Annotated in this window: 20 protein-coding genes; 8 read left to right on the top strand and 12 right to left on the bottom strand. The window is 71.8% G+C overall.

Features of this window, described 5'->3' with window-relative positions:
• Nucleotides 1–40: 40 nt before the first annotated feature.
• From AC3EO4_RS15075 to AC3EO4_RS15060, 4 genes are read left to right on the top strand one after another with little or no spacing between them, the layout of a single operon-like run.
• Entirely contained in the window at nt 41–1,552 is a 1,512-nt protein-coding gene (locus AC3EO4_RS15075; RefSeq protein WP_379574556.1) for a hypothetical protein, read from the top strand.
• A gap of 11 nt (nt 1,553–1,563) precedes the next feature.
• Nucleotides 1,564–2,319, top strand: a complete 756-nt coding sequence (locus AC3EO4_RS15070; protein WP_379573640.1) for a LamB/YcsF family protein — start codon at nt 1,564–1,566, stop codon at nt 2,317–2,319.
• Nucleotides 2,316–2,936: a 5-oxoprolinase subunit B family protein gene (locus tag AC3EO4_RS15065; RefSeq protein WP_379573639.1), complete on the top strand. Its 621-nt coding sequence runs from the start codon at nt 2,316–2,318 to the stop codon at nt 2,934–2,936. The genes AC3EO4_RS15070 and AC3EO4_RS15065 overlap by 4 nt, the downstream gene beginning before the upstream one ends.
• Nucleotides 2,933–3,793, top strand: a complete 861-nt coding sequence (locus AC3EO4_RS15060; RefSeq protein ID WP_431896097.1) for a 5-oxoprolinase subunit C family protein — start codon at nt 2,933–2,935, stop codon at nt 3,791–3,793. Before AC3EO4_RS15065 ends, AC3EO4_RS15060 begins: the two co-directional genes overlap by 4 nt.
• Before the next feature lie 92 nt (nt 3,794–3,885).
• Here the strand turns inward: AC3EO4_RS15060 and AC3EO4_RS15055 are convergent, their stop codons facing one another.
• The 7 genes from AC3EO4_RS15055 to AC3EO4_RS15025 form a co-directional block, all read right to left on the bottom strand.
• On the bottom strand, nt 3,886–4,983 hold the full coding sequence (locus tag AC3EO4_RS15055; protein WP_431896095.1) for a winged helix DNA-binding domain-containing protein: 1,098 nt from the start codon (nt 4,981–4,983) through the stop codon (nt 3,886–3,888).
• Between the two features lie 139 nt (nt 4,984–5,122).
• Nucleotides 5,123–6,826, bottom strand: coding sequence for an ABC transporter family substrate-binding protein (locus AC3EO4_RS15050; protein ID WP_431896094.1), 1,704 nt, complete (start codon nt 6,824–6,826; stop codon nt 5,123–5,125).
• Nucleotides 6,827–6,835: 9 nt separating this feature from the next.
• Entirely contained in the window at nt 6,836–8,938 is a 2,103-nt protein-coding gene (locus tag AC3EO4_RS15045; RefSeq protein WP_431896092.1) for a dipeptide ABC transporter ATP-binding protein, read from the bottom strand.
• Nucleotides 8,935–9,834: an ABC transporter permease gene (locus AC3EO4_RS15040; protein WP_379573634.1), complete on the bottom strand. Its 900-nt coding sequence runs from the start codon at nt 9,832–9,834 to the stop codon at nt 8,935–8,937. The genes AC3EO4_RS15045 and AC3EO4_RS15040 overlap by 4 nt, the downstream gene beginning before the upstream one ends.
• Before the next feature lie 2 nt (nt 9,835–9,836).
• Nucleotides 9,837–10,817: an ABC transporter permease gene (locus tag AC3EO4_RS15035; RefSeq protein WP_379573633.1), complete on the bottom strand. Its 981-nt coding sequence runs from the start codon at nt 10,815–10,817 to the stop codon at nt 9,837–9,839.
• An 89-nt stretch (nt 10,818–10,906) separates the two neighbouring features.
• Entirely contained in the window at nt 10,907–13,138 is a 2,232-nt protein-coding gene (locus AC3EO4_RS15030; protein ID WP_379573632.1) for an AAA family ATPase, read from the bottom strand.
• Between the two features lie 197 nt (nt 13,139–13,335).
• Entirely contained in the window at nt 13,336–15,099 is a 1,764-nt protein-coding gene (locus AC3EO4_RS15025; RefSeq protein WP_431896090.1) for a tetratricopeptide repeat protein, read from the bottom strand.
• Nucleotides 15,100–15,274: 175 nt separating this feature from the next.
• Between AC3EO4_RS15025 and AC3EO4_RS15020 the strand changes: the two genes are divergently transcribed.
• Together AC3EO4_RS15020 and AC3EO4_RS15015 are read left to right on the top strand one after the other, a co-directional pair.
• Complete coding sequence (locus AC3EO4_RS15020; RefSeq protein ID WP_379573630.1) at nt 15,275–16,795, top strand: MFS transporter; 1,521 nt, start codon at nt 15,275–15,277, stop codon at nt 16,793–16,795.
• 35 nt (nt 16,796–16,830) lie between these two features.
• A complete protein-coding gene (locus AC3EO4_RS15015; protein WP_431896088.1) occupies nt 16,831–17,595 on the top strand; it encodes a DoxX family protein in 765 nt (254 codons plus the stop codon).
• A gap of 93 nt (nt 17,596–17,688) precedes the next feature.
• On the opposite strand, the gene AC3EO4_RS15010 is transcribed toward AC3EO4_RS15015, so the two are convergent.
• Together AC3EO4_RS15010 and AC3EO4_RS15005 are read right to left on the bottom strand one after the other, a co-directional pair.
• A complete protein-coding gene (locus AC3EO4_RS15010; protein ID WP_379573628.1) occupies nt 17,689–18,630 on the bottom strand; it encodes a DMT family transporter in 942 nt (313 codons plus the stop codon).
• 50 nt (nt 18,631–18,680) lie between these two features.
• A complete protein-coding gene (locus tag AC3EO4_RS15005; RefSeq protein WP_379573627.1) occupies nt 18,681–19,181 on the bottom strand; it encodes a MarR family winged helix-turn-helix transcriptional regulator in 501 nt (166 codons plus the stop codon).
• 87 nt (nt 19,182–19,268) lie between these two features.
• On the opposite strand from AC3EO4_RS15005, the gene AC3EO4_RS15000 reads away from it, so the two are divergent.
• Nucleotides 19,269–19,910 (top strand): FMN-dependent NADH-azoreductase, encoded by a 642-nt coding sequence (locus tag AC3EO4_RS15000; RefSeq protein ID WP_379573626.1) that lies wholly within the window; start codon nt 19,269–19,271, stop codon nt 19,908–19,910.
• 86 nt (nt 19,911–19,996) lie between these two features.
• On the opposite strand, the gene AC3EO4_RS14995 is transcribed toward AC3EO4_RS15000, so the two are convergent.
• Together AC3EO4_RS14995 and AC3EO4_RS14990 are read right to left on the bottom strand one after the other, a co-directional pair.
• Nucleotides 19,997–20,476 (bottom strand): TetR/AcrR family transcriptional regulator, encoded by a 480-nt coding sequence (locus AC3EO4_RS14995; protein WP_431896085.1) that lies wholly within the window; start codon nt 20,474–20,476, stop codon nt 19,997–19,999.
• 196 nt (nt 20,477–20,672) lie between these two features.
• Nucleotides 20,673–21,611 carry a methionyl-tRNA formyltransferase gene (locus AC3EO4_RS14990; protein ID WP_431896084.1) on the bottom strand — a complete coding sequence of 313 codons (939 nt, stop codon included), beginning with the start codon at nt 21,609–21,611 and terminating at the stop codon, nt 20,673–20,675.
• A gap of 81 nt (nt 21,612–21,692) precedes the next feature.
• Between AC3EO4_RS14990 and AC3EO4_RS14985 the strand changes: the two genes are divergently transcribed.
• On the top strand, nt 21,693–22,967 hold the full coding sequence (locus AC3EO4_RS14985) for a lysine N(6)-hydroxylase/L-ornithine N(5)-oxygenase family protein (RefSeq protein ID WP_431896083.1): 1,275 nt from the start codon (nt 21,693–21,695) through the stop codon (nt 22,965–22,967).
• Here the strand turns inward: AC3EO4_RS14985 and AC3EO4_RS14980 are convergent.
• The gene (locus AC3EO4_RS14980) at nt 22,933–23,766 is read right to left on the bottom strand and encodes an ABC transporter ATP-binding protein (protein WP_379573622.1); all 834 of its coding nucleotides are present in this window, start codon (nt 23,764–23,766) and stop codon (nt 22,933–22,935) included. The two genes, AC3EO4_RS14985 and AC3EO4_RS14980, sit on opposite strands and share 35 nt — an antisense overlap.
• Nucleotides 23,767–23,769 lie beyond the last annotated feature (3 nt).

Genomic DNA, 23,769 nt, shown 5'->3' with positions numbered 1-23,769 from the left:
ACCAAGGGAGAGCACTCCGCCGGACGACGTGTTCGCCGAGATGGTGCAGGCGGCCCGTGAGCTGCTGGCCGTGCGCAGTCCTCTCGACGCCGAGCTGATGGTCTCCGACATGGTCGGCGCCTGGTGGGGCCGCAGGGTGCGAGGTGGTGACGTCGAGCAGGTCCTGGGCGAGGGGCTGGTCGACTACGCGGCGAAGGCGGGCACGCCCGCGTCGCTGACGCTGCTGATCTGCCTGGCCTATCTGGGCACCGCCCGCCAGGGCGCCAAGGCCGAGGGCGCCGCGCTGGCGATGATGGAGTCGGGCGTGGCGAGGCCCGGCTGGGCCGACAGGGTGGGCGCGGTGAAGCCGACGGGCTGCTACGTCTCGCGCGACGCCTACGGCGACCAGGACACGGTGATCTGCACCTTCGGCTACCGATGGAGCGAGGAGCGGTCGGAGGGCGCGCACGCGGCCGCCGCCCAGGACAGGCACGCTCTGGTCATGGTGGTCGACTACAACATGTCGGGCATGGCGCGCGACGCGTGGGTGTCCTCCCATGTCGACAAGCTGGTCGAGGAGGCCCGCGCGGAGGCGGACGCCAACCCGATGCTGCTGTTCGAGGAGGTCGAGCCGCAGCAGGCCAGAGCGCTGCTGGAGTCGGCGATGCGGGCCACCCGCGAGCCGAAGAACCCGCCGCCCGTGAGCGACAGCTACAGCGCCTACCACGCCTTCGCCAGGTCCAGGCTGAAGGCGCTGCCGCCGGGGCGCAAGCGGCCGGCCCCGCTGCACAGCGAGGCGCCCTACAGCAGGGAGCGCAGGGCGATGCTGGCCGCCGAGTTCCTCTCCTCCGACGCCGCCGAGCACCTGTCCGATCCTTCGGCGGCCTCGCGGTGCGCCGACCACATCATCGACTACGGCTGCGAGCAGGACTTCGACCGGCCGCTGCGGGTCAGCCCCACCAAGTGCGAGACGTTCCTGCTGGAGTGGCTGCCGCGCAAGGTCATGCTGAGCCACGCCGAACAGGAGGCGATGCCGCACGTGCTGGCGGCGTGGGTACGGTTCGCCGCCCGCCGTACCGGGCTGCCGGAGCCGGGGATCACCGCCACCCTCGACGGGGTGTGGGAGGCCACGGCCCGCTTCCCCGAGGCCTACCGCGATCCCGCCTCCTTCGGGCTCGACATGGCGCTGATGGAGCGGCTGCTGCCGGACGGCGACCTGTCGGCGCTGGCCAGACGGGTGTTCGCGTTCCCCTTCCTGCAGGGCAGGCACGGCGACGTCGACCTCGACACGCTCAATCCCGCCGACGAGGCCGACCGGCGCATCCTGCTGGAGATCGACCACGTCGGCGAGATCGACGAGCAGCACCTGGCCTGGCACGAGGAGATCGCCACGAGGCTCTGGGAGGGCGATCCCCCGCAGCTGTGGGAGGCGGCGCAGCGGCTGCTCGACCTGGGCCACGACCGGCACGAGGTGCTCCATGTGCTCATCGAGATCGTCGAGCGCATCGGCGCCGATCCGGAGGAACTCGCGTCCGCGCTGGATGACATCGCGGACATCCCCGACGGGCTGTAGCGTCATGACCTATGGTGATCGACCTCAACGCTGACCTCGGAGAAGGCTTCGGGATCTGGCGGCTCGGCGACGATCTCGCGCTGCTCGACATCGTCACCTCCGCCAACGTCGCGTGCGGTTTCCACGCGGGCGACCCCGTGACGATCAGGCGCACCTGCGCCGCCGCCGTCGACAGGGGCGTGACGATCGGGGCCCAGGTGTCCTACAGGGACCTGGCGGGCTTCGGGCGCAGGGAGATGGACGTCGAGCCCGAGGAGCTGTGCGCCGAGGTGCTCTACCAGCTGGCCGCCGTCGACGGCATCGCGCGGGCGATGGGTGGCAGGGTCGCCTACGTCAAGCCGCACGGCGCCCTGTACAACCGGGTGGTGCGCGATCCCGTGCAGGCGGCCGCGCTCGTCGACGCGGTCCTCGACTACGACGCCACCCTGCCCGTGCTGACCCTGCCCGGCTCCGCCGTGCACGCGGCGGCGGCCGAGGCGGGGATCTCCACCGTCACCGAGGCGTTCGCCGACCGGGCCTACACGCCGTCAGGGACGCTGGTGTCGCGGCGCGAGGAGGGGGCGGTCATCCACGACCCCGGCCAGGTGGCCGCGCGGGCGGTGCGCATGGCCGTGGAGGGCACGGTGATCGCGGTCGACGGGTCGGAGGTCTCCGTCGGGGCCAGGTCGATGTGCGTCCACGGTGACACCCCCGACGCGGTACGGCTGGCCCGCGCCGTACGCGATGGGCTGCTGGAGGCCGGGGTGGCCATCCAGTCCTTCGCATGAGTGTGATCAGAGACGCGGGAGAGCACGGGCTGCTGGTGGAGACGGGGTCGCTGGCGGCCTCCCATCGGCTGGACGCGCTGCTGAGGGCCGAACGGCCCGCGGGGGTCGAGGAGGTCGTGCCGGGGCCCGAGACGGTCCTGGTGGTGGCAAGGGGCGGCGACCAGGCGAGGCTGCGCGCGCATCTGGCGGCGCTGGCCGACCTGGCGTCGGCGGCCGGCGATTCCCCCGCGCCGTCGGAGAGGGTCGTGACGATTCCCGTCGTCTATGACGGGGCGGATCTGGCCTCGGTCGCCGACGAGGCGGGGATGACGGTGTCCGAGGTGATCGCCAGGCACACGGGCACGGAGCTGGTGGTGGGCTGGCTGGGGTTCGCGCCCGGCTTCGCCTACCTCACAGGGCTGGACCCGGCGCTGCGCGTGCCGCGCCTGAGCACGCCGCGCACCTCGGTGGCCGCCGGCTCGGTGGCGATCGCCGGGCCGTACGCGGCGGTCTATCCCACGGCCTCACCCGGCGGATGGCGGCTGCTGGGGCGCACGTCGCTGCGGGTGTGGGATGTGCGGGCCGACCCGCCGTCGCTGCTGCCGCCCGGCACCCGCGTACGCTTCGAGGCGACATGATCGAAGTGCTCGTCCCCGGTCCCTATGCGACGGTTCAGGACCTGGGCCGTCCCGGCTACGCGCACCTGGGGGTGCCCCGCTCGGGAGCCGCCGACGCCGCGAGCCTGCGGCTGGCCAACCGCCTGGTCGGCAACCCCGAGGGAAGCGCGGGGCTGGAGCTGACGTTCGGCGGCGCCAGGCTGCGCTTCCTGGCGGGGACGTGGATCGCGGTCACCGGGGCGCCCTGCCCGCTGACGGCCTCGTCCGAGGCGGGCGCGCAGGGCATGGGGGCGCCCTTCTGGATGCCGCGCGGCGCCGAGCTGAGGGTCGGCACGCCCGCGGCGGGCCTGCGCACGTACGTGGCCGTCCGCGGCGGGATCGACGTGGAGCCCGTGCTCGGCAGCCGGTCGACCGACTCGCTGTCGGGGCTCGGACCTCCTCCCCTGCGGGCGGGCACGACGCTGCCCGTCGGCGCCACGGGCTCGCTACCCGCGATCTGCGCGGACCAGGCGCCCCCGCTCCCGCCCGCGCCGCCGGTGCTGCGGGTACTCGCGGGGCCGCGTGACGACTGGTTCGCCGATGACGCGTCGGCCGGGCTGTGCGCGCGGCCGTACGAGGTCAGCCAGGACAGCAACAGGGTCGGCGTACGGCTGCGCGGCACCACGCTGGCGTGGGCGCGCCAGGGCGAGCTGCCGAGCGAGGGTATGGTGACGGGCGCCGTGCAGGTGCCGCCGAACGGGCAGCCGATCGTCTTCCTCGCCGACCACCCGCCGACCGGCGGCTACCCGGTGATCGGCGTCGTGCTCGCCGCCGATCTGCCGGTCGCCGCCCAGGCGCGTCCGGGCGACCGCCTGTCCTTCAGGCTCGTCAGGCGCTGACCCGCGCCCCGCCCAGCCGGCGTCAACCGCTAAAGTCCCGCCGCGTCGGCCGAAGGGGCCCGCGTGCGTCAACCGACGGAGCCCGGCCTGCTTCAGCCGACGGAGCCGGGCGCGGTCGCGGCCCGCAGCCTGGCGACGGCGTCGGCGAGCGGCCGCTCGGGGACCGCCTCGAAGAGCTCCAGAGCGGGCTCGCCGTCCTTGGCCTCCCACACGCCGGCCACGCGGCCCTGGTAGATGACGACGGGCGAGATCCAGCCCGCGGCCCTGCTCACCTTCGCCTTGACCGCGGAGGGGATGAGCGGCTCCAGGTTGCGGGGAGCGCCCAGGATGTACTGATCGAAGCCGGGCAGCAGGTGGACGTCCTGGGAGGGCTCGGTGGCGGCGAGGTCGTCGAGGTGCTCGGTGAGGGCGAGCAGCGGGGTGCCGTCCACGTCGACCTCGGTGAGTTCAGGGGCCAGGTCGCGGAACCAGCCCTTGAGCACGGCCTTCCTCGCCACACCGCCGAACAGCCAGGTGTCGAACGCCTCGGGCGTGGCGGGACCGTGGGCGGCGAGGAAGGCGCGGGCCAGCCGTACCCCGGCCTCCTCGGGGCGCGGCGGCTCGGCGGGCCACGACGGCACCCATGCGCGGGGGGAGGTGAAGGTCACCTTGCCGTCCCTGGGCGGGCCGTAGCAGAGCTCGCCGAGCCGGGCCAGCGGCTTGAGCAGCACGCCCCAGCCCGAGGTGAGGGCCTGCCTGAGGTGGTCGTCGCCGGTGAGCTCGACGACGGCCTCCACCAGCTCCTCGCGGGTCAGGTGGGCGCCTTCGAGCACCTTGGGGACGGCGTCGATGATCGCCTCGGTCTCGGCGGCGGTGACGCCGTGGCCGCGCTGCCACGAGCCCTTCTCCCAGAAGCGCAGCGTGCCGAGCGCCGCGCAGTAGCTCGCCAACTCCTCGGAGGGGACCAGGTGGAGGGTGCCGCGCATGAGCCAGGTCTTCACCAGGGTGCGGTCCTGCCAGAGGGCGCGGTCGAGCTCGCCGGGATCGGGGGCGGCGCTGCGGACGGCGACGGCCTGCCTGGTGCTGGAGGCGACCTGGTTCTGCAGGCCGCAGAGCCTGCGGGCGATCTCCACCGCGCCGGGCCCGTCGGCGGCGGTGACGAACTGGCGGCGCAGCCGCCAGGCGAGAACGTGGGGCCAGGTGAGATTCACAGGTCACTTCTACACCGCGCCACCGACATCTGCGCCACGCGGTACGGCCCGCGCTCGCGGCCACTCCGGGAGCGCGGGGCGACTCCTGCGGGCCCAGGGCTTGCCTGCGCCCCGTGGCGGCGGGGCGCAGGCAAGAGGGTCAGCCGGTGAAGCCGATGTCCTGGTATCGGAGGTCGTAGAACCCGCGTGCCCCCAGGTTGGCCAGCGTCGCCTTCACCGCGACGTTCTGCGGCCGCTGGTAGAGGGGCAGGACGTTGACGGCGTCCCAGATCAGCTTGTCGGCCTGGTTGGTCGCCTCGCGCGCCTTGGCGACGTCCAGCTCCGCCGTTGCCCGCTGCATCGCCAGGTCGATCTCGGGCGATCCGATGCGTCCCAGGTTCGCGTTCCACTGCCGCACGCCCTTGGCGTCGGTCGTCGCGTTGGCGTAGATGCCGTACCCGCTCGAAACCGGATAGGGGGTGCCGACATAGGAAAAGGACGTTAGGTCGTAATTGCCGGGAATGATGTACTTCGTGAAGTAGTCGTCGGCCGGCACCGCCTGCAGCGTCACCTTCACCCCGAGCTGGATCAGCATGTTCTGCACCAGCTCGCCCTCCGACTTGGTCAGCTGCAGCCCCGACGGCATGACGAACCGCAGGTTCATCTCCTTTCCGCCCTTGGCGCGCGTCTGCCCGCTCAGCTTCCAGCCCGCCGCGTCGAGCGCCGCCTTGGCCCGCTCCGGGTCATAGCTGCCCAGCGCGCCCGCGTTGTCCTGGTAGCCCTCCTGGGTGTTCATGAAGAAGTGGTTGCCCAGCAGCGTGATCGGCCAGTCGAGGCCCTGCAGGTCCGACTGGGCGATCGCCTGCCTGTTGATCGCCGTCGCGAGCGCCCTGCGCACGTTGACGTCGGACAGGATGGCGCTCTCGCCGTTCATCGTGATGTGCCGGAAGTCGGGACCTGCCGCCTGCCGGACGACGGCCCCCTGGGTGGCCTTCGCCCTGGCGTAGTCCGGAGCGGAGGGGCCGATGTCGAAGGTGTCGATCTCGCCGTTGCTGAAGGCGCCGACGAGCGAGTCGCTCTCCATCGCCCGGAAGATGATCTGGTCGAGCTTGGCGGGCTCACCCCACCACGCCGGGTCGCGGACGAGGGTGATGGTCTTGGCGGTCTGGTCGAAGGCCTTGAACCTGAACGGCCCCGCGCTGACCGGGATCTTGTTCAGCCACGCGTTGTTGAACGTCGCCGCCGTGTCGTTGGTGGCCTTGGGATAGAGCGGGGCGAACAGCGACTGCCAGTCCCCGAAGTCGTTCTTGAAGGTGATGACCACCTCGTAGTCGCCCTTGCCCCTGGCGACGGACGCGATGTCCTGGTAGCCGGTGGTCGAGCTGACACGGAAGTCGGTGTTCTTCCCGTTCATCGCCTTCCACTGCGCCTCGTAGTCCCGCCAGGTGACGGGCTTGCCGTCCGACCATCTGGCCTTGGGGTTGAGCGTCAGCGTGACGACCTGCTTGGGGTCGCGGGCGGTGACCTTGCCGTCGACGAGATAGTCGGGATTGGCGCTGATGACCGCCTTCTCGTCGCTGCGGAAAGGCGAGGGAAGGAGCGCGTCGACGACGCTCTTGACGTAGGCGAGGTTGCCGTCGACGTGGTTGAGGTTCCACTGGGTGGGATACTGGTTGATCCCCCAGCGCAGCGTGCCGCCGTCCTTGACTTGAGCACGGCCGACGGCGTGGATGTCGAAGGCCCTGACCGCGGCCCCCTGTGACTGTGGCCCGCTGACGGCGGCGCCCCTGTCGCCGCCTCCGCAGCCCGTCATGGCCATCGCACCTGCCACGGCCATGACCGCGATGAGCCTGGATGTTCTCACGTGTTCCTCCTAGTCGGGTTGGGCGGCGTAGTGGCAGGCCACGCCATGGTCCGCGCCGAGCTGCCTGATCTCGGGCTCGACCGTCACGCAAGGGATGCGTTCGGCCTCCGTGAGGGTCATGAACAGGGGGCATCGGGTGCGGAAGCGGCATCCCGACGGGGGATGGGCCGGACTCGGCAGGTCGCCCTCGAGCAGGATCCGCCGCCTGGAACGTTCCTTCCTCGGGTCGGGCAGCGGCACGGCCGACAGCAGGGCCTGGGTGTAGGGGTGCAGGGGCGTCGTGTAGACCTGCTCGACGCCGCCGATCTCGGCGATCCTGCCGAGGTACATCACGGCCACCCTGTCGGCGATGTGCCGGACGACGGCCAGGTCGTGGGCGACGAACAGGTAGGACAGCCCGAGCCTGCGCCTGAGGTCGCGCAGCAGGTTGATCACGCCCGCCTGGATCGACACGTCCAGGGCGGAGACGGGCTCGTCGAGCACGACGAGCCTCGGTTCGAGCGCCAGCGCCCTGGCGATGCCGATGCGCTGGCGCTGGCCGCCGGAGAAGTCCTGCGGATGGCGGGAGGCGTGCGTGGGGTCGAGGCCGACGAGGTCGAGCAGCTCGAGCACCCGCCGCCCCTGGTCGCGCCTGCCGTGGGTGCGCAGCGGTTCGGCCAGGATGTCGTAGACGGTCATCCTGGGGTCGAGCGAGGCCAGCGGGTCCTGGAAGACGACCTGCAGGTGGCGTCGCATCGCGGCCCGTTCGCGGCCGCCGATGTCCGCCACGTCGCGGCCGAGCACCACGATCCGGCCCCGCTGCGGCCTCGTGAGCTCCAGGATCTGCATGAGCGCGGTCGTCTTGCCCGAGCCCGACTCCCCCACCAGGCCGAGCGTCTCGCCTTCGCGCAGGTCGAATGTGACCCCGTCGACCGCGTGGACGGTTCCTATCCTGCGCCTGAACACCGCGCCCTTCATCAGCGGGTAGTGCCTGACCAGGCCGTCGACCGCGAGCACGACCTCGCGACCGCCCCGCGGCACTGCGGGCCCGGCCGGCACGGCCTCGGACACGGGCGCGGGCGCGGCGGGTCGAGGCTCGGCCGCCGCAGGTTCGGGCGCGGCTGGTTCGGCCGCGGCGGGTTCGGGTTCGGCGAGTTCGGGTTCGGGCGCGGAGAGCTCGGCCGCCCTGATGCAGGCGGCCAGGTGTCGTGGCGTGTCGACGGGCTCCAGCGCGGGCTCCGCCTTCACACACGCCTCGACCGCGTGCGGGCAGCGCGGATGGAAGGGGCAGCCCGGTGGGAGCGCGGCCGGCGAGGGCGGCTGCCCCTTGATCGGAACGAGCGCCTGCCGTCCGCCCTCGTCGAGGCGCGGGATGGAGGCGAGCAACCCCATCGTGTACGGCATGCGCGTGCGGTAGTAGACGTCGTCGACCGGGCCCGTCTCGACCACCCGCCCCGCGTACATCACCAGCACCCGGTCGGCCAGCCCCGCCACCACCCCCAGGTCGTGGGTGATCATCACGATCGCCGCGCCGGTCTCCCTCCGCGCGGTCCTCAGCACGTCGAGCACCTGCGCCTGGATGGTGACGTCGAGCGCGGTCGTCGGCTCGTCGCAGATGATGACGTCGGGGTCGTTGGCGATCGCCATGGCGATCATCGCGCGCTGCCGCATGCCGCCGGAGAACTCGTGCGGGAAGGCCTTGGCCCGCTGGCGCGGGCTGGGTATGCCGACCAGGTCGAGCAGCTCGACCGCCCTGGAGGCGGCCTGTTCCCTGGTGACCTTCTGGTGGATCCTGACCGCCTCGGCGATCTGGTCGCCCACCCGGTAGACGGGGGTCAGGGCCGACAGCGGGTCCTGGAAGACCATGGAGATCGTCCGGCCGCGCAGGCGGGTGAGGGTCCGCTCCTTGGCGCCGAGGAGCTCGGTGCCGTGCACCCTGACCGACCCGGACACCCGCGCGTGCGCCGGTAGCAGGCCCATCACGGCCAGCGAGGTCACCGACTTGCCCGAGCCCGACTCACCGACGATGCCGAGCACCTCCCCCGCGCCGACCTCGAAGCCGACGCCGCGCACCGCGTGCAGGTCGCCGAAGCGCACGTGCAGGTCGCCGACCTGGAGCACGGGCGAGGTCATGAGGCCCTCGCGGCGGTCGGGTCGAAGGCGTCGCGCAGCGAGTCGCCGATGAGGTTGACCGCGAGGACGGTCACCGTCAGCAGACCGGCGGCGAACCAGAACGTCCACGGCGCGAACACGGCCGTCTTGGAGCCGTCGGCGATCAGGCTGCCGAGGGAGACGTCGGGCGGCTGGATGCCGAAGCCGAAGTAGGACAGCGTGGTCTCGGTGAGGATCGCCGCGCTGACGTTGAGCGTGGCGTCGACGATCAGCAGCGACGACAGGTTGGGGATGATGTGCCGGAAGATGATCGTGGGCGCGGGCACCCCCATGAACCTGGCGGCGCTGACGAACTCGCGCTCCTTGAGCGACACCGTCATCCCGCGCACGACCTTCGAGGTGATCATCCACAGGAACAGCGCGAGCATGAGGACGAACAGCAGCCACGCGCCACCGGCGAACAGCGGCGACATGATCGCCAGGATGAGGAAGCTCGGCAGGACGAGCAGCAGGTCGACCGCCCACATCAGCACCCTGTCCGTCCAGCCGAGGAAGTAACCGGCGAACGCGCCGACGATGGCGGCCAGCGCGGTGGCGACGGCCGCCACCAGCAGGCCGACGATCAGTGACTTCTGCATGCCGCGCAGCGTCACGGCGAAGACGTCGGCGCCCGTTTGCAGCGTCCCCCAGTAGTGGAGGGCCGACGGCGGCTGGAGGAAGGCGGTGAAGTCCTTGTCGGTGTAGGTCCAGCGGGTCAGGTGGGGCCCCGCGAAGGCCAGCACGAACATGAGCGCGAGCAGCGCGAAGCCGAGCCGCCCCTGCCGCATCCGGAAGAAGCGCCCTGCCACGACCCTGCCCCTGGAGGGCGCCCTGATCCTGCCGGCCTGCTCGGCCTGCTCCTCGTCCGCGATGCTCACCGTCAGGCCACCCTCACCCGCGGGTCCAGCGCGGCCGTCAGCACGTCGGACAGGAGCGAGGCGGCCAGCACCGACAGGGCGGTCAGGCACGCGATCGCGGCGACGGTGTTGACGTCGCTCCTGTTGATGGAGCCGATGAGCTGCTCGCCGAGGCCGTGCCAGCCGAAGATCGTCTCGGTGATCGTGGCGCCCACCAGCAGCGAGCCGAAGGTGAAGGCGAAGTAGGTGGCGGCGGGGATGAGGGCCGTGCGCAGCGCGTGCCTGGTGAGCGCGGCCCGCCTGGACAGGCCCTTGGCCATCGCGGTGCGGACGAAGTCGGCGCCCAGCACGTCGAGCATCATGTTGCGCTGGTAGCGGCTGAAGGTGGCGATCAGCGGGAGCGACAGCGAGATCGTCGGCAGAAGCAGGTGTTTCACCCTGTCGACGGCATGGTCGAGGAAGCCGCCCTCGAGGCCGGGGGTGTACTCGCCGCTCACCTCGAAGACGCGCACGACCGCGTCGTTGAACGCCACACCCGCCAGGATGAGGATGTTGGCCAGCACGACGACCGGCACGGCCAGCGCGACGAACGCGAGCGTGGTGGTGATCCTGTCGAACCAGCCGTACTGCCTGACGGCCGCGAAGGCGCCCACGGCCACGCCGAGCAGGCTGCCGAAGACGACGCCGAGGATGATCAGCCGGAAGGTGACGCCCGCGCGCCGTGCGAGATCGCGGTTGACCGCGTCGCCGTCGACGGTCTTGCCGAAGTCGCCGTGGAGGACGCCTGCCGCCCAGGTGAGGTAGCGCTCGAACAGCGGGGTGGCCGGGTTGAGGTTGAGCTCGTCCAGCCTGGCGTCGATCACGGCGGGCGGCAGCGGCGGGTTGCGGCCCTCGTAGTTGGCGCGCGGGTCGAGAGCGCCGGCCGCCAGCATGTAGGCCAGGCTGGTGGCGACGACGACGAGCACCACGTAGTTGAGCAGCCTGCGCAGCAGGAACAGCGCCATCGTCCCCCCTCCCGATGCCCACTGATCGTAGCCGTATTGCTACACCATGTGATCGGAGTGTGGCGGCGAAGCGTCGAAGACAGGTACGTTCAGCGGCCGGAAAGCTCGTCCACGGCGGCGCGGACGTCGTCGCTGGTGATGGTGGTCAGCTCGGACTCGCTGGCCGTGTCGCCCAGCGCGGCCAGCCGTACGTCCCTGCGCATGGCCGCCCGTTCGAACAGGGAGCGGGCGAAGCGCCCGTTGCCCAATCCGTCGATGAGCCGTTCGCCGCACACCCAGGTGAACACCTCGTCCAGGTCGGTGCGGGCGGCCTCGTCGAAGCGGTCTCCCGAGCGCTCGGCCAGCAGGACGGCGATCTCGGCCAGCTCGCGCGGCGCGTAACTGGGGAAGGCGACCTTCTGGTTGAAGCGGCTGGCCAGGCCCGGATTGGTGGACAGGAACCTGTCCATCTCCCGCTCGTATCCGGCCAGGATGACGACGAGCCTGTCGCGGTCGTCCTCGGCGCGCTTGAGCAGCGTCTGCACCGCCTCGGCGCCGAAGGCGTCACCGCCGGCGTAGCCGGGGTTGACCAGGCTGTAGGCCTCGTCGACGAACAGCACGCCGCCCAGGGCCCTGTCGACCAGCTCGTTGGTCTTGATCGCGGTCGCGCCGAGGTGCTGGCCGACCAGGTCGGCGCGCTGCGCCTCGACCACGTCGGGCCTGGCCAGCAGGCCGAGCGCGGCGAAGATGCGGCCGATGACGCGGGCGACGGTGGTCTTGCCTGTGCCGGGCGGGCCGACGAAGACGAAGTGCCGCATCTGTGGCGGCGTGGGCAGCCCCCGCTCCTGCCGCATGCGAGCCACCTGGAGTTGGGCTGCGATGGCGTGAACCTGCCGCTTGACGGGTTCGAGCCCCGCCATGCGGTCGAGGTCGGCCAGCGCCTCCTCCAGCGTGGGCGTGGCGGCGTAGCCGCGGAAGCGGGCGGTCAGCTCGTTGAAGGCCTTGGTGACGTCGGCGACCGTCGTGGTCGTGAGGTCCTCGGTCGTCGGCGTGCCTCCCGCTCCCACCACCCGCACGTCGCGGGCCTGCGCGGCGGCCTCGACCAGGCTGCGCACGAAGCGCGCGTTGCCGAGCTCGTCGACCAGGCCGCGGCGCTGGACGTCCTCGAACAGGCCGAGCAGCGCGGGCCTTGCCTCGGGGGCGAGCCGGTCGCCGCGCCGCTTCTGCAGCAGATCGGTGATCTCCAGCAGCTCGGCGGGCGAGTAGCTGGGAAAGCGGACCCTGGTGGCGAACCTGGACGACAGCCCCGGGTTGGAGGCCAGGAAGGAGGTCATCTCCTGCTCGTATCCCGCCAGGATGATGATCAGGTGCTCGCGGTCGTCCTCCGCTCGCTTCAGCAGCGTCTGGACGGCCTCCGAACCGAACCTGTCGGGCTGTCCTTCGGAGGAGTTGATGAGGCTGTAGGCCTCGTCGATGAACAGCACGCCGCCCAGCGCCCTGTCGACCAGCTCGTTGGTCTTGATCGCGGTCGCGCCGAGGAACTCCCCCACCAGGTCGGCCCGCTGCGCCTCGACCACGTAGGGCGTCTCGAGGAGGCCGAAGGCGTAGAAGATCTTGGCCACCGAGCGGGCGACGCTGGTCTTGCCGGTGCCGGGCGGCCCGACGAACACGAAGTGCCTGGTCGGCCGGTCAGCAGGGTAGCCGGCCTCGGCGCGCAGCCTGGAGGCCTCGATGGAGGCGGCGATGGAGCGGACCTGCTCCTTCACGGGCGCCAGGCCGACCATGCCCTCCAGTTCGGCGAGCGCGTCCTCCACCGAGATCGGCGGGGGCGGCGCGGTCCTGTCGGCCTGCTGCTGGTGGCCCTGCTGGAACTCCCGCGCGCGCACCCTGACGGGCTCCTCCTCCACCAGGTCGGCGCGGGCCCTTCGGGCCTGGACGAACCGGTAGACGAGGATGGCGGCGGCCGCGCCGTACGCCGCCCAGACGGCGGTGCCCTCGGAGACGGGTGACAGCGCGGCCGCCAGCGCCCCGGCGGGCACGAGCGCCATCAGCGTGGTCACCCACGGCGTCACCCAGCGGATCAGGTGCGCGCCCGCGGCGACGGGCAGCGCGAGCACCATCATGAAGGTGGGCGACATCGACCGCTCGGGGAACAGCGCCATGAACACCGGAAGCAGGCACGCCCACCCCAGCAGCACGAGCGCGGTGGCCGCGGCGCGGGGGAAGCGCAGGGTGAGCGAGACGAAGCCGAGCAGGACGAGCGTGACCAGGAAGGTCTTGAACAGGTCCCAGCCCATCGCGGCCGCCAGTCCGACGGCTCCGACCAGGATCCCGACGTGCATCACCCTGCGTATGGCGGGGGGAAGGTGGAAATAGCGCAGCCGTACCTGTTCAAACAGATCTCGCGCCGCGGCCCGCCCCGCAGAGCGAGTCCTGTCGGAGTCCCGCATCACGCCTCCCCGGTTCGCCCCCGGTTATACCGCACGGGCGCGGGCGACGCGCTATACGGCGCGCGTGAATGCGGCGATTGGGGGAGTCGCTATCGGCGCTGGTGCCGTCCGGGGAACTCCCCCACCAGAACCTGTTTGGGCGTCACGCGCAGGACGTCGGTTTCGGGGTCGGGAAGCGCCACGCCCCGCACCTCCGCCCAGAAGCGCCGGTGGAGCGGATCGGCGGCGAACAGGGCGACGCGGGGGTCGCGCTCGGCCGCCTCCCACGCCTCGGCTCCGGCGATCAGGCGCAGCTCGCCCGAGGGGGTGACGGAGACGACGGCCCCCACGGCCAGCGCGCGGGGGCCGAGCGGGTCGGCGCAGGCGAGCACGACCTCGCGGGAGAAAGTGAAGGCTTTCATTATCTCCGGGGTGAGCGTCACCGGCTCCCGCACCCCGTCCATGACCGGCTCCGCCATGATCAGGGAGGCTCGCCACGGGCCTGGCGCGCCGCGCCACCATGCGCGCAGGGCGCGCAGCGCGAAGACGGCGGCCACGGCCCCCGTCGCGCCGAACGCGACCCGCCACGCCCACACGCCCACCGGCTCTCCCCCGCCGGCGAACGCCGCCACCAGGCTCGACACGGCGGCGGCGACGCAGGCGAGCGCGGCGGTGAGCGCGAGCCCCGCGGCCACGGCCAGCCACCTGTCGGCGCGCAGCGCCCCGAGGCCCGCCAGCCCTCCCCTGCCCCAGACCCTGACCAGCAGGTACGGCACGGCGAGAGCGCCCAGCCCCACGACGGGATGCGCCACGATGGCGGTGACCGCGAGCGCCGCCAGCCCCGACCACGCCCTCGCCAGCACGATCCAGAGCGTGACGCCGAGGTCGCGGCGGGCCGCGCGCTCGCCGTACGCCGTCGACAGCTGGGCCAGCGCGAGCACCGGCCTGCCGCGCCACGCCTCCGTCAGCACGCGCAGGACGGCCAGAGCGGGGGCGTTGAGCAGCACGATCCCGGCGAGCCCCGCCCAGATCGGGTCGGCGAGGGGGACGAGCAGGGAGGCGGTGTAGGCGACGACGGCGATGCACGCCGTCGCGACCGACAGGCCGAGCCACCGGTCGCGGCCGAGCATGACGGGGACCGTGGACCAGATCCGCACCCTGCGCGCCTGGCGGACCGTCGCCGTGCCCACCAGGACCAGGGCGATGGCCCCTGCCAGGCCCAGCGGCACGTCGGGGACGGGGCCCGTGACCACCAGCGCGCCCGAGACCGCGGTGGCGACGGCGGGGAGCAGGCGGGCCTGGCGCGACCAGACCTCGAGCGCGCGCCGCGCCCTGCCCGTCTCGCGCGGGTCGATGCTCCAGGCGGGGTCGTGGTGGGCGCGGGGCGGGTCCCACCGCAGCAGGGCCAGCCCGTAGTTGACGCGCGCGGGCGTGTGCCCGCCGTTCCTGCGCAGGGCGGCCAGGTAGGCGGCCTCGGCGGGCCGGTGCTCGCCGCGCAGGAGGGCCAGGTCACCGGACATGGCGTGCGGCTCAGGCTCCTCGGGGGCGAACCTGGCCGCGGCCGCGATGCTGTCGGCGGCCTCCCTCCAGCGTCCCGGCACGCGACGCAGCGCGGCGCCGAGCCGCAGCCGCGCCTGCCAGGAGCCCGGGGCGAGCCGCGCGGCCTCCTCCGCCTCCCGCACGGCCTCGGCGTCGCTGCCGAGACGTTCGAGCGCGAGGCTGGCCAGGCGGTGGGCCCATTCGCGGGAAGGGTCGAGGGCGACGGCCCGCCGGGCGGCGGTCAGCGCGGCCTCCGGCCGGTCGGCGGACAGGTGGGTGAGAGCGACGGCACACAATCCGGCAGCGGAATCCGGGTCCTCGCCGTCGCTCCCCACCACTCCATGATCCGTTCGCCCACGTTGTCGCGATAGATCAGGACATATTGCTGTATCTCTCTAGAGAGGTGGGAGCACGCCATGTGATCAGTCGATACGGGTGTGCGACGTGCCGGACATCGCCTAAGCTGCCACGCATGTTCCATGACCGAGCCAAGCCCGTCATGGACGCCGCATGACGATCCTGCAAAGCGCGCCAGGTGTGCGGCGGGCCGAGGGCGTACGCGGGGCCAACCGCTGGTCAATTCTGGTCCTGCTCTGCCTCAGCCTGCTCCTCATCACCGTCGATGCCACGGTCCTGCACATCGCCGTCCCCGCGCTGACGGCGGCGCTGGAGCCGTCCTCCGTCGAGCTGTTGTGGATCATAGACGCCTATTCGCTGGTCGTCGCGCCTCTTCTGATCATGTTCGGCACGCTTGGCGATCGCTACGGCCGAAAACGCCTGGTCCTGTGGGGTTTCGTCGTGTTCGGACTGGCCTCGGCGGGCGCCGCCTTCGCGCCGACACCGCTGACGCTGATCCTGGCCAGGGGCCTGCTCGGGGTGGGCGGCGCGATGATCATGCCGGCCACCCTGTCGATCATCCGCCAGGTCTTCACCGACCGGCGCGAGCGGGCGATCGCGCTCGGGGTCTGGAGCGCGGTGGCCGCCGCGGGCGCGGCCGTCGGCCCGCTCGTCGGCGGGCTGCTGGTCGAGCACCTCTGGTGGGGCGCCGTCTTCCTCATCAACGTGCCGATCCTGCTGGGGCTGCTCCCCGCCGCCCGTCGGCTGCTGCCCGAGTCGAGGCAGGGCACGAGCCGTCCGTGGGACGGGACCAGCGCCGTCCTGTCGGTGCTCGGCATCCTGGCCGTCGTCTTCGGACTCAAGGAGGCCGGCGCGGGCCATCCGGCCGCCCTGCTCGTCCTGCTGGTGGGCGCCGGCCTGCTCTGCTGGTTCGTACGGCGGCAACGGCGCCTGCCCCACCCCCTGCTCGACGTCGGCCTCTTCAAGGACAGGGCCTTCGCCACCGGCGTGGCAGGCGTGCTGTTCGGCGTCTTCTCCCTGGTCGGCCTGCAGCTCATGCTCGCCCAGTACCTCCAGCTCGTCCTCGGCGACAGCCCGCTGGGCGCCGCGCTGAGGATGCTGCCTCTGGTGCTGTCGGCGATCGCGGGAGGCCTCGCGGCGGCGTCCGTGCTGCGCAGGATCGGCATGCGCGCCACGATGAGCGGCGGGCTGGCGCTGGTCGCGGTGTCACTGACGCCGCCGCTGGCGTGGGGGGTGGAGCCCCACTCGTTCATGCTGGCGATCTGCTTCGTCGGCATCGGCTTCGGGCTGCAGGTGGCACTGCTGGCCGCCTCCGACACGATCATGTCGGCCGCGCCGGAGTCCAGGGCGGGCGGCGCGGCCGCGATCGAGGAGACCGCCTACGAGCTCGGCGCCGGGCTCGGGGTCGCGGTCCTCGGCACGATCACCGCGGTCGTCTACGCGCCGGGCGTCCCCTCCGTGAGCGGGGTGCCCGCGCAGGGGATGGAGCAGGCGCGGCAGTCGATGGCAGGCGCCGCGCACGTGGCGCGGCAGACGGGCGGCGAGGCGGGGGCCGCGCTGCTCGAGGCGGCACGGTGGGCGTTCGTTCACGCGCTCCACACGACGATCGTCGTCAGCGTCGTGCTGCTCGCAGCCACCGCGGCCGCCGTGGCCGTGCTCATCCGACGCGACTGAGGTTTGGAATGACCCGATCAGGTCACAGGAATACCGTGAGACGGACCCTCCACGATCTCGCCACGCTCGCCGCCCGGGTAGGGGTCGGCGGGCTGTTCTTCGCCAACGGCTGGCACAAGCTCGAAGTCGGCCTCACCGCCACCGGCGCCCAGTTCGCCGCGCAGGGCGCGCCTGCGCCCGGCGCGTGGGCCGCGGTCACCATGCTCACCGAGCTGATCGGCGGCGCGTTACTGGTGGCCGGCCTGTTCACCCCCGTGATGGGACTGGTGCTGTTCGCCGAGACGCTGGCGGTTTTCCTGGTCGCCAGGCCGCTGAACCCGATCGACACCAACCTGATCGTGGCGCTGGGAGCGGCCTCGGTACTGCTGGCCGTGACCGCCGCCGGACGGATCTCGGTGGACCACATGGTGGTGATCAGGCGCAGGGAGGCCCAGGCGGCCGACGAGTTCGCCTCGGACAACGAGGCCGACACCGTCATCGCCTCTTTGCGCGACCCCGAGTCCTTCCGCGACCCGGAGTCCCTGCGCGACCCCGAATCCTTCCACGAGCACGGCACGGGCGAACCCGCCCCCGCCCGGCCGGCATCGCGAGCGCCCGCCGCCGGTGCCCCGCCCGCGGCGGACGAGAGTGACGGCGGGCCCGGCGAGGACACGGCGCCGCACCCGCGGCCGCGCGCCTCGGCGGAGGAGACGTCGGAGCCGCCGCTGCCGGGCGACACGCTCGTGGCGGGCAGGAAGGCCACGAGCACCGCCAGGGGCGGGCGCGGCCGGTCGAGAAAGCCCGCCGACCCGGCCGAGTGAGACAGGGGACGCGGCCCCATCGGCTGTCGGTTCTGGTGAGGCGGGCCGGGCGCCCGCTGTCGGGTTCTGGAGGCGGGGCGATCGGGCCCGTTGTCAGGTTCTGGTGGGCTCGCCCTGGGGGACGGCGGCCGAAGGGGCGCGGCTCAGACGGACCAGGCCCTGGGTCATCGCGATGGCCATCAGGATCACCAGCGCGCCCACCGGCTGGTTCCAGGTGATGCTCTCCCCCAGCACGATCACCCCTGACGCGGCGGCGACCACCGGCAGCAGGTAGGTCACCGTCGAGGTGGTGGTCACCCCCGCCCGGGCCTGCACGCCGTACAGCAGCAGGTAGGCGATGCCGGTGCCGAGAGCGCCGAGGCCGAGCATGCTCCACCAGACGGCGGGCGGCGCCGAGAGGTCGACCAGTGCCACCCCCGCCAGCGGGGTGATGATCGCGAGCTGGAGCGTGCCGCTCAACAGTTGTCCCGCGGCGAGGACGACGGGCGCCTCCGTGCGGCGGCCCGTGACGAAGCGGCCGAGGTAGGAGCCGCCGATGCCGTAGCAGAGCGCGGCGCCGAAGCAGGCCAGGCTGCCGCCGAGCCGGCCGCCGTCCATGGGCTGCCACACCCCGAGGACCACCATCACGCCCGCGAATCCGATTCCGAGCCCCGCCACCCTGCTCGCGTTCGCCTTCTCCGCGCGCAGCAGCAGCGTGAAGGCGAGCGTGCACAGCGGGGTGGTGGCGTTCCAGATGGCGGCCACGACAGAGGAGACGTACTGCTCGCCGTACGCGAAGAGGGTGAAGGGCACCGTCGTGAGCACCACGGAGGCCACCTGGAAGTGGCCCCACAGGCGGGGATCGCGGGGCAGCGCCTTGCGGGTGACGGCCAGCGCGACCAGCAGGGTGGCCGCGCCGATGGCCATCCGGCCGAACGAGACCTGGAGGGGGTGCAGCGCGCTGACGGCCACCTTGATGAAGAAGAAGCTGTTGCCCCAGATGAGGGCGAGCAGGAGGAAGGCGGGCAGCCAGCGGCCCACGGGGGTGCTCTTCACGAGGTCATGAGCGTACCCGTGAGCCTCGCGCGAGCTGTAGGGAAATATCCCTAATTGTCCATGGCGGCCGCCGCGACCGCGCAGGCCTCGTGCGCGTCGCCTCCACCGGCCAGGTGGTGGGCGGTGACGCGCTGGAGCATGTCGCGGAAGCGCCGGCGCTCCTCGGCGCCGAGCGCGCCGAACACGTGGTCGTCGACGCGGCGCAGTTTCTGCGTCGCCTCGGCCAGTCTGGCCCTGCCGTCGTCCGTGGCGACGATGATCCTGCTGCGCCTGTCGTTGGGGTCGGGCACGCGCTCGACCAGGCCCGCGGCCACGAGCTGGTCGACCAGGTAGACCATCACCGTGCGGTCGAGGCGGAGCTGGTTGGCCATGTCGATCTGGTTGCGCGCGCAGCCGTTGGCGGCCGCGTTGACCACCATGTAGCCGCGCTGCGTGCCGGGGAAGTCGGCGAGCGCCTCCTGCGAGCACGTCAGATGGGCGTGGAAGACCTGACCGAGGAGCCAGCCCATCGAGTCGTCGAGTCCGGTCGGCAGCTCGCGCTCAGTCTTCATGGTCGGATTCTACTTCACTTGACAGATAAGCGGTCGAACAGACAATCTGTTTTACAGATTATCTGCCTCACCGATGAGAGGATCATCATGCCCCACCTGCTTCACATCGACGCGTCCGCCGTACCGAGCGGATCGATCTCGCGTGGCGTGGCCGGGACGTTCAGGGACGCGTGGGAAGGCACCGTCACCTACCGCGACCTGGGCGCGCGACCGATCCCGCACCTCACCGCCGCGGGCATCAGCGCCCGCTTCGCGGCCGCCGCGGACCACGACGCCGAGCAGGCGACGGCCGCGTTCCTGCAGGACGGGCTCGCCAGGGAACTGGAGGAGGCCGACGCGTACCTGTTCGCGGTGCCGATGTACAACTACGGCGCCCCCTCGACGTTCAAGGCGTGGCTGGACCAGGTCATGATCGCCGGAAGGACGTTCGGGATGACGCCGGCCGAGAGCCCCATCGCGGGACGGCCCGCGACACTCGTCCTGTCGCGGGGCGGCGCGTACGGCCCCGGCACGCCGAGGGAGGGCTGGGACTTCGCCGACCCCTACCTGCGCAAGATTCTGACCGAGGTGTTCGGTCTCGACCTGCACGTGATCACCGCCGAGCTGACGCTGGCCGACTCCGTCCCCGCGATGGCGCCCCTGCGCGAGGCCGCGGCCGCCTCGCAGGCCGCCGCGCACGCCGCCGCCCGCGACCACGCCAGGAAGCTCAGCGCGAAGGCCCTGGTCTGACGGCACGGGCACCCGCCGAGGACCCGCCGTTCACCTTCCAGCGTCGCGTTCCGCCACGAGGCGGCCGGGTTCCGCGCCCGGCCGCCTCAGGGACGGTTCGCCGACCTCTGGATCACTTCGTCCAGTTGCCCACGCAGCCGCCCCGCGTCCTTCGCCCGCGCGATGATCCGATCCACGTGCCGCAACCCGCGGTGGCAGGCGTCGGTCACCTCGGCGGGCACGGGGAACCGCCGGGCCAGCGCGTCGTTGAGCCCCTGGTCCTCGGCCTGCAATGCGAAGAGCCCTTCGAGGAAGCCGGCGAACCCGTCCCACGGATCAGGATGGGCCAGCGCGGCCTCGGCGATCCGGTCAAGGGCCGTCAGCCGCTCAGGGAAGATCGCGTCGAAGAACGCCTCCCTCGTGGGGAAGTGGTTGTAGAGCGTGCCGATGCTGACACCGGCCCTGCGGGCGATCTCTTCCAACGGCACGTCAAGGCCGCGCTCGCCGAACAGCTGGGTGGCGGTGACCAGCAGCTTGTCTCGGTTGCGCGCGGCGTCGGCCCGCAACGGCCTTGCTCCAGTCGCCATGGCTCCATCCCACCGAACTCGAGGGCACCCCCAGAAGGCGGCGTGCTGTTCGCCGGCGGGGTCAGCGCCGTCGTGCCGGCCCTGACCTGAAGCCCGAGGCGAGGGACGTGGGGCGAGAACCCCCAGAGCCTCTCCCTCGGGTGGCGTCTGGACCGCCGTCCGAGAACGGGTTGCCCGGACAGCGGTCCAGGCACGGCTAACGGAGGTAGCCGCCCATCGTCGTGAAGACCTCGGTGGCGGGCAGGTCGCGGCCGTCCTCCGTGCGGACCCGCTCGATCACCAGGCCGTGGCTGCGGCCCCGGCGGGCGTCGGATCCCGCGACGATGACCACGCCGTCGCCCTCGCGGATGAACACCCTGCCGGGCGTGCCGCCGTACCTGCCCCGGGAGACCGACGCCTTCAGCACCCTGATCCGCTCGCCGTCATAGTGGGTGAACGCGTTGGGATACGGGTCGGACTGGGCGCGGACCAGCCGGGCGATCTCCTCGGCGGTCCACGTCCAGTCGATCCGGCTGTCCTCGATCGCCCGCTTGTGGAAGAAGCTGGCCTTTGATCGGTCCTGGGGCGTCCAGTCCTTGCGCCCCGAGGCGATGAGCTCCAGCGATTCGGCGACGATGGGCCCGATCAGGTCGACGGTGCGGTGGAACAGGTCGGTGGCGGTGTCGTCGGGACCGACGGGTACGGCCCGCTGGAGCACGATGTCGCCCGCGTCGAGTTCGGCGTCCATCATGTGCGCGGTGACGCCGACCTCCTTCTCGCCGTTGATGAGCGCCCAGATGATCGGCGAGAACCCGGCGTAGGCGGGCAGCAGCGAGTCGTGCACGTTGAGGGTTCCGTGGCGGGGCAGAGCGAAGATCTCCGGCGGGATCCAGGTGCGCCAGTTGTTGGCGACGATGAGGTCGGGGTCGGCCGCCTTGAGCCTGACCATCAACTCCTCGTCGTCGGGCCTGTTACGGATCAGCACGGGGACACCGTGCTCCTCGGCGAGGTCGGCGACCGAATCGCTCCAGATCCGTTCGTACGCGTGCTCGCTCTTGGGATGCGTCACGACGAGGGCCACCTCGTGACCTGAGTCCAGCAGCGCTCGCAGCGTGCGGTGGCCCCAGGTCTGGTAGCCGAACATCACGACCCGCATGGCGTCTCCTTGTAGGGGCGATCGGAACGAGTTAGGCTCCCCTTAATTAGGTCAGGCTAACCTAACCCTGGAAGGTCATCAATGCCCCCGTCGGAGCAGCACGTCCACGATCTCGTGGGCATCGGTTTCGGTCCCTCCAACCTCGCGCTGGCGATCGCCTTACGAGAGCACGCTCCGCTCGACGCGGTCTTCCTCGAGAAGCAGCCGGCCTTCGGATGGCATCGCGGCATGCTGATGGACGGCACGACGATGCAGGTGTCCTTCCTGAAGGACCTGGTCACCATGCGCAACCCGGGCAGCGAGTTCAGCTTCCTGAGCTACCTGCGCGAGAAGGACAGGCTCGTCGACTTCATCAACCACAAGACGATGTTCCCCTCGCGGCTGGAGTTCCACGACTATCTCGAGTGGGCGGCGGCCTCCTTCACCGACCAGGTGGAGTACAGGTCCGAGGTCGTCGCGGTCACCCCGGTGAGCGTCGACGGCGTGATCGAGTACCTCGACGTGGTCGTACGACAGGGCGGCTGCTCCGACGAGCTGACGACCAGAAGGACCAGGAACGTGGTGATCGCGGCGGGTCTGGAGCCCGTCCTGCCGCCCGGTGTGGTGAGCGGCGAGCGCGTCTGGCACAGCGAGGAACTGCTCGACCGGCTGCCCGCGCTGCGCGACCCGCGCCGGGTGGTCGTGGTCGGTGCGGGGCAGAGCGCGGCCGAGGTGACCGACCACCTGCACGCCACCTTCCCCGACACGGAGGTGTGCGCGGTCTTCGCCAAGTACGGTTACACCCCGGCCGACGACAGCTCCTTCGCCAACCGGATCTTCGACCCCGCCGCCGTCGACCACTTCTACACCGCCCCCGACGCGGTGAAACGGCGGCTGCTGGACTACCACGCCTCCACGAACTACTCGGTGGTCGACCTGGAGCTCATCGACGAGCTCTACCGGCGGCACTACCAGGAGAAGGTGCGCGGCGTGGAGCGGTTGCGGATCTTCAACGCCTCCCGGGTGGCCGAGGTCGCGGAGGGGCCTCGGGTCACGGTCGAGTTCCTGCCGACGGGAGAGCGCACGGTGCTGGACGCCGACCTCCTCGTGTACGCCACCGGCTACCGGCCCGGCGATCCGCTGACGCTGCTGGGCGAGGCGGGCGAGCACTGCCTGCGGCTGCCGGACGGCGGCCTGCGCGTCGAGCGTGACTACCGACTGGCCACCACGGAGGCGATGCGCTGCGGCATCTACGTGCAGGGAGCCACCGAGCACACGCACGGCATCACCTCGACCCTGCTGTCGAACACCGCCGTACGGGTGGGCGAGATCGTGAGCTCGATCACCCGCGAGCGTTCGTACGCGGGCCGGCGCTGACGGAGCCGGTGTGGTGGCGGCCGATCGGGATGATCAGCGGGGTTCCGCTGACCGGGTCCGCCGCCACCTGGCAGCGCATGCCGAAGACGTGCTCCACCAGCTCCGCGTCGATCACCTCGGCGGGCGGGCCCTCGGCGACGATCCGGCCGGCCTTCATCACGATCAGCTGGTCGGCGTACCTGCAGGCCTGGTTGAGGTCGTGCAGCACCATGACGATGGTCCGGTTCCGGGTGCGGTTGAGGTCGACGACCAGGTCGAGGACGTCGATCTGGTGCGCCAGGTCGAGGAACGTGGTCGGCTCGTCGAGCAGCAGCACGGGCGTGCCCTGCGCGACCGCCATGGCGATCCAGGCCCGCTGCCGCTGACCGCCCGACAGCTCGTCGAGCGGCCGGTCGGCGTGTTCGAGCATGCCGGTGGCCGTCAGGGCCTCGGTGACCGCGTCCTGGTCCTGGGACGACCATTGCCGCCACCAGGTCTGGTGCGGCGACCTGCCCTGCCCGACCAGGTCGGTGACGGTCAGCCCCTCGGGCGCGACGGGTGACTGCGGCAGGATGCCGAGGCGCTGGGCGACCTGGCGGGTCGGCATGGTGTGAACGGCGCGGCCGTCGAGGTGCACGGCGCCTTCCCGAGGCGACAGCAGCCTGGCCATGGCACGCAGCAGCGTGGACTTGCCGCAGGCGTTCGCGCCGATGATGGCGCTGATCCTGCCGGGCGGCACCTCCAGGTCCAGGCCGTCGACCACGACGCGGTCGTCATAGGCGAGCTTGAGCCCGGCGGCCCGCAGCGACGGGTGCGTCACGTG

Source organism: Nonomuraea sp. bgisy101 (assembly GCF_057708945.1).
The sequence above is the reverse complement of the archived record's forward strand: the minus strand, read 5'-3'. Positions and strand labels throughout refer to the sequence as shown.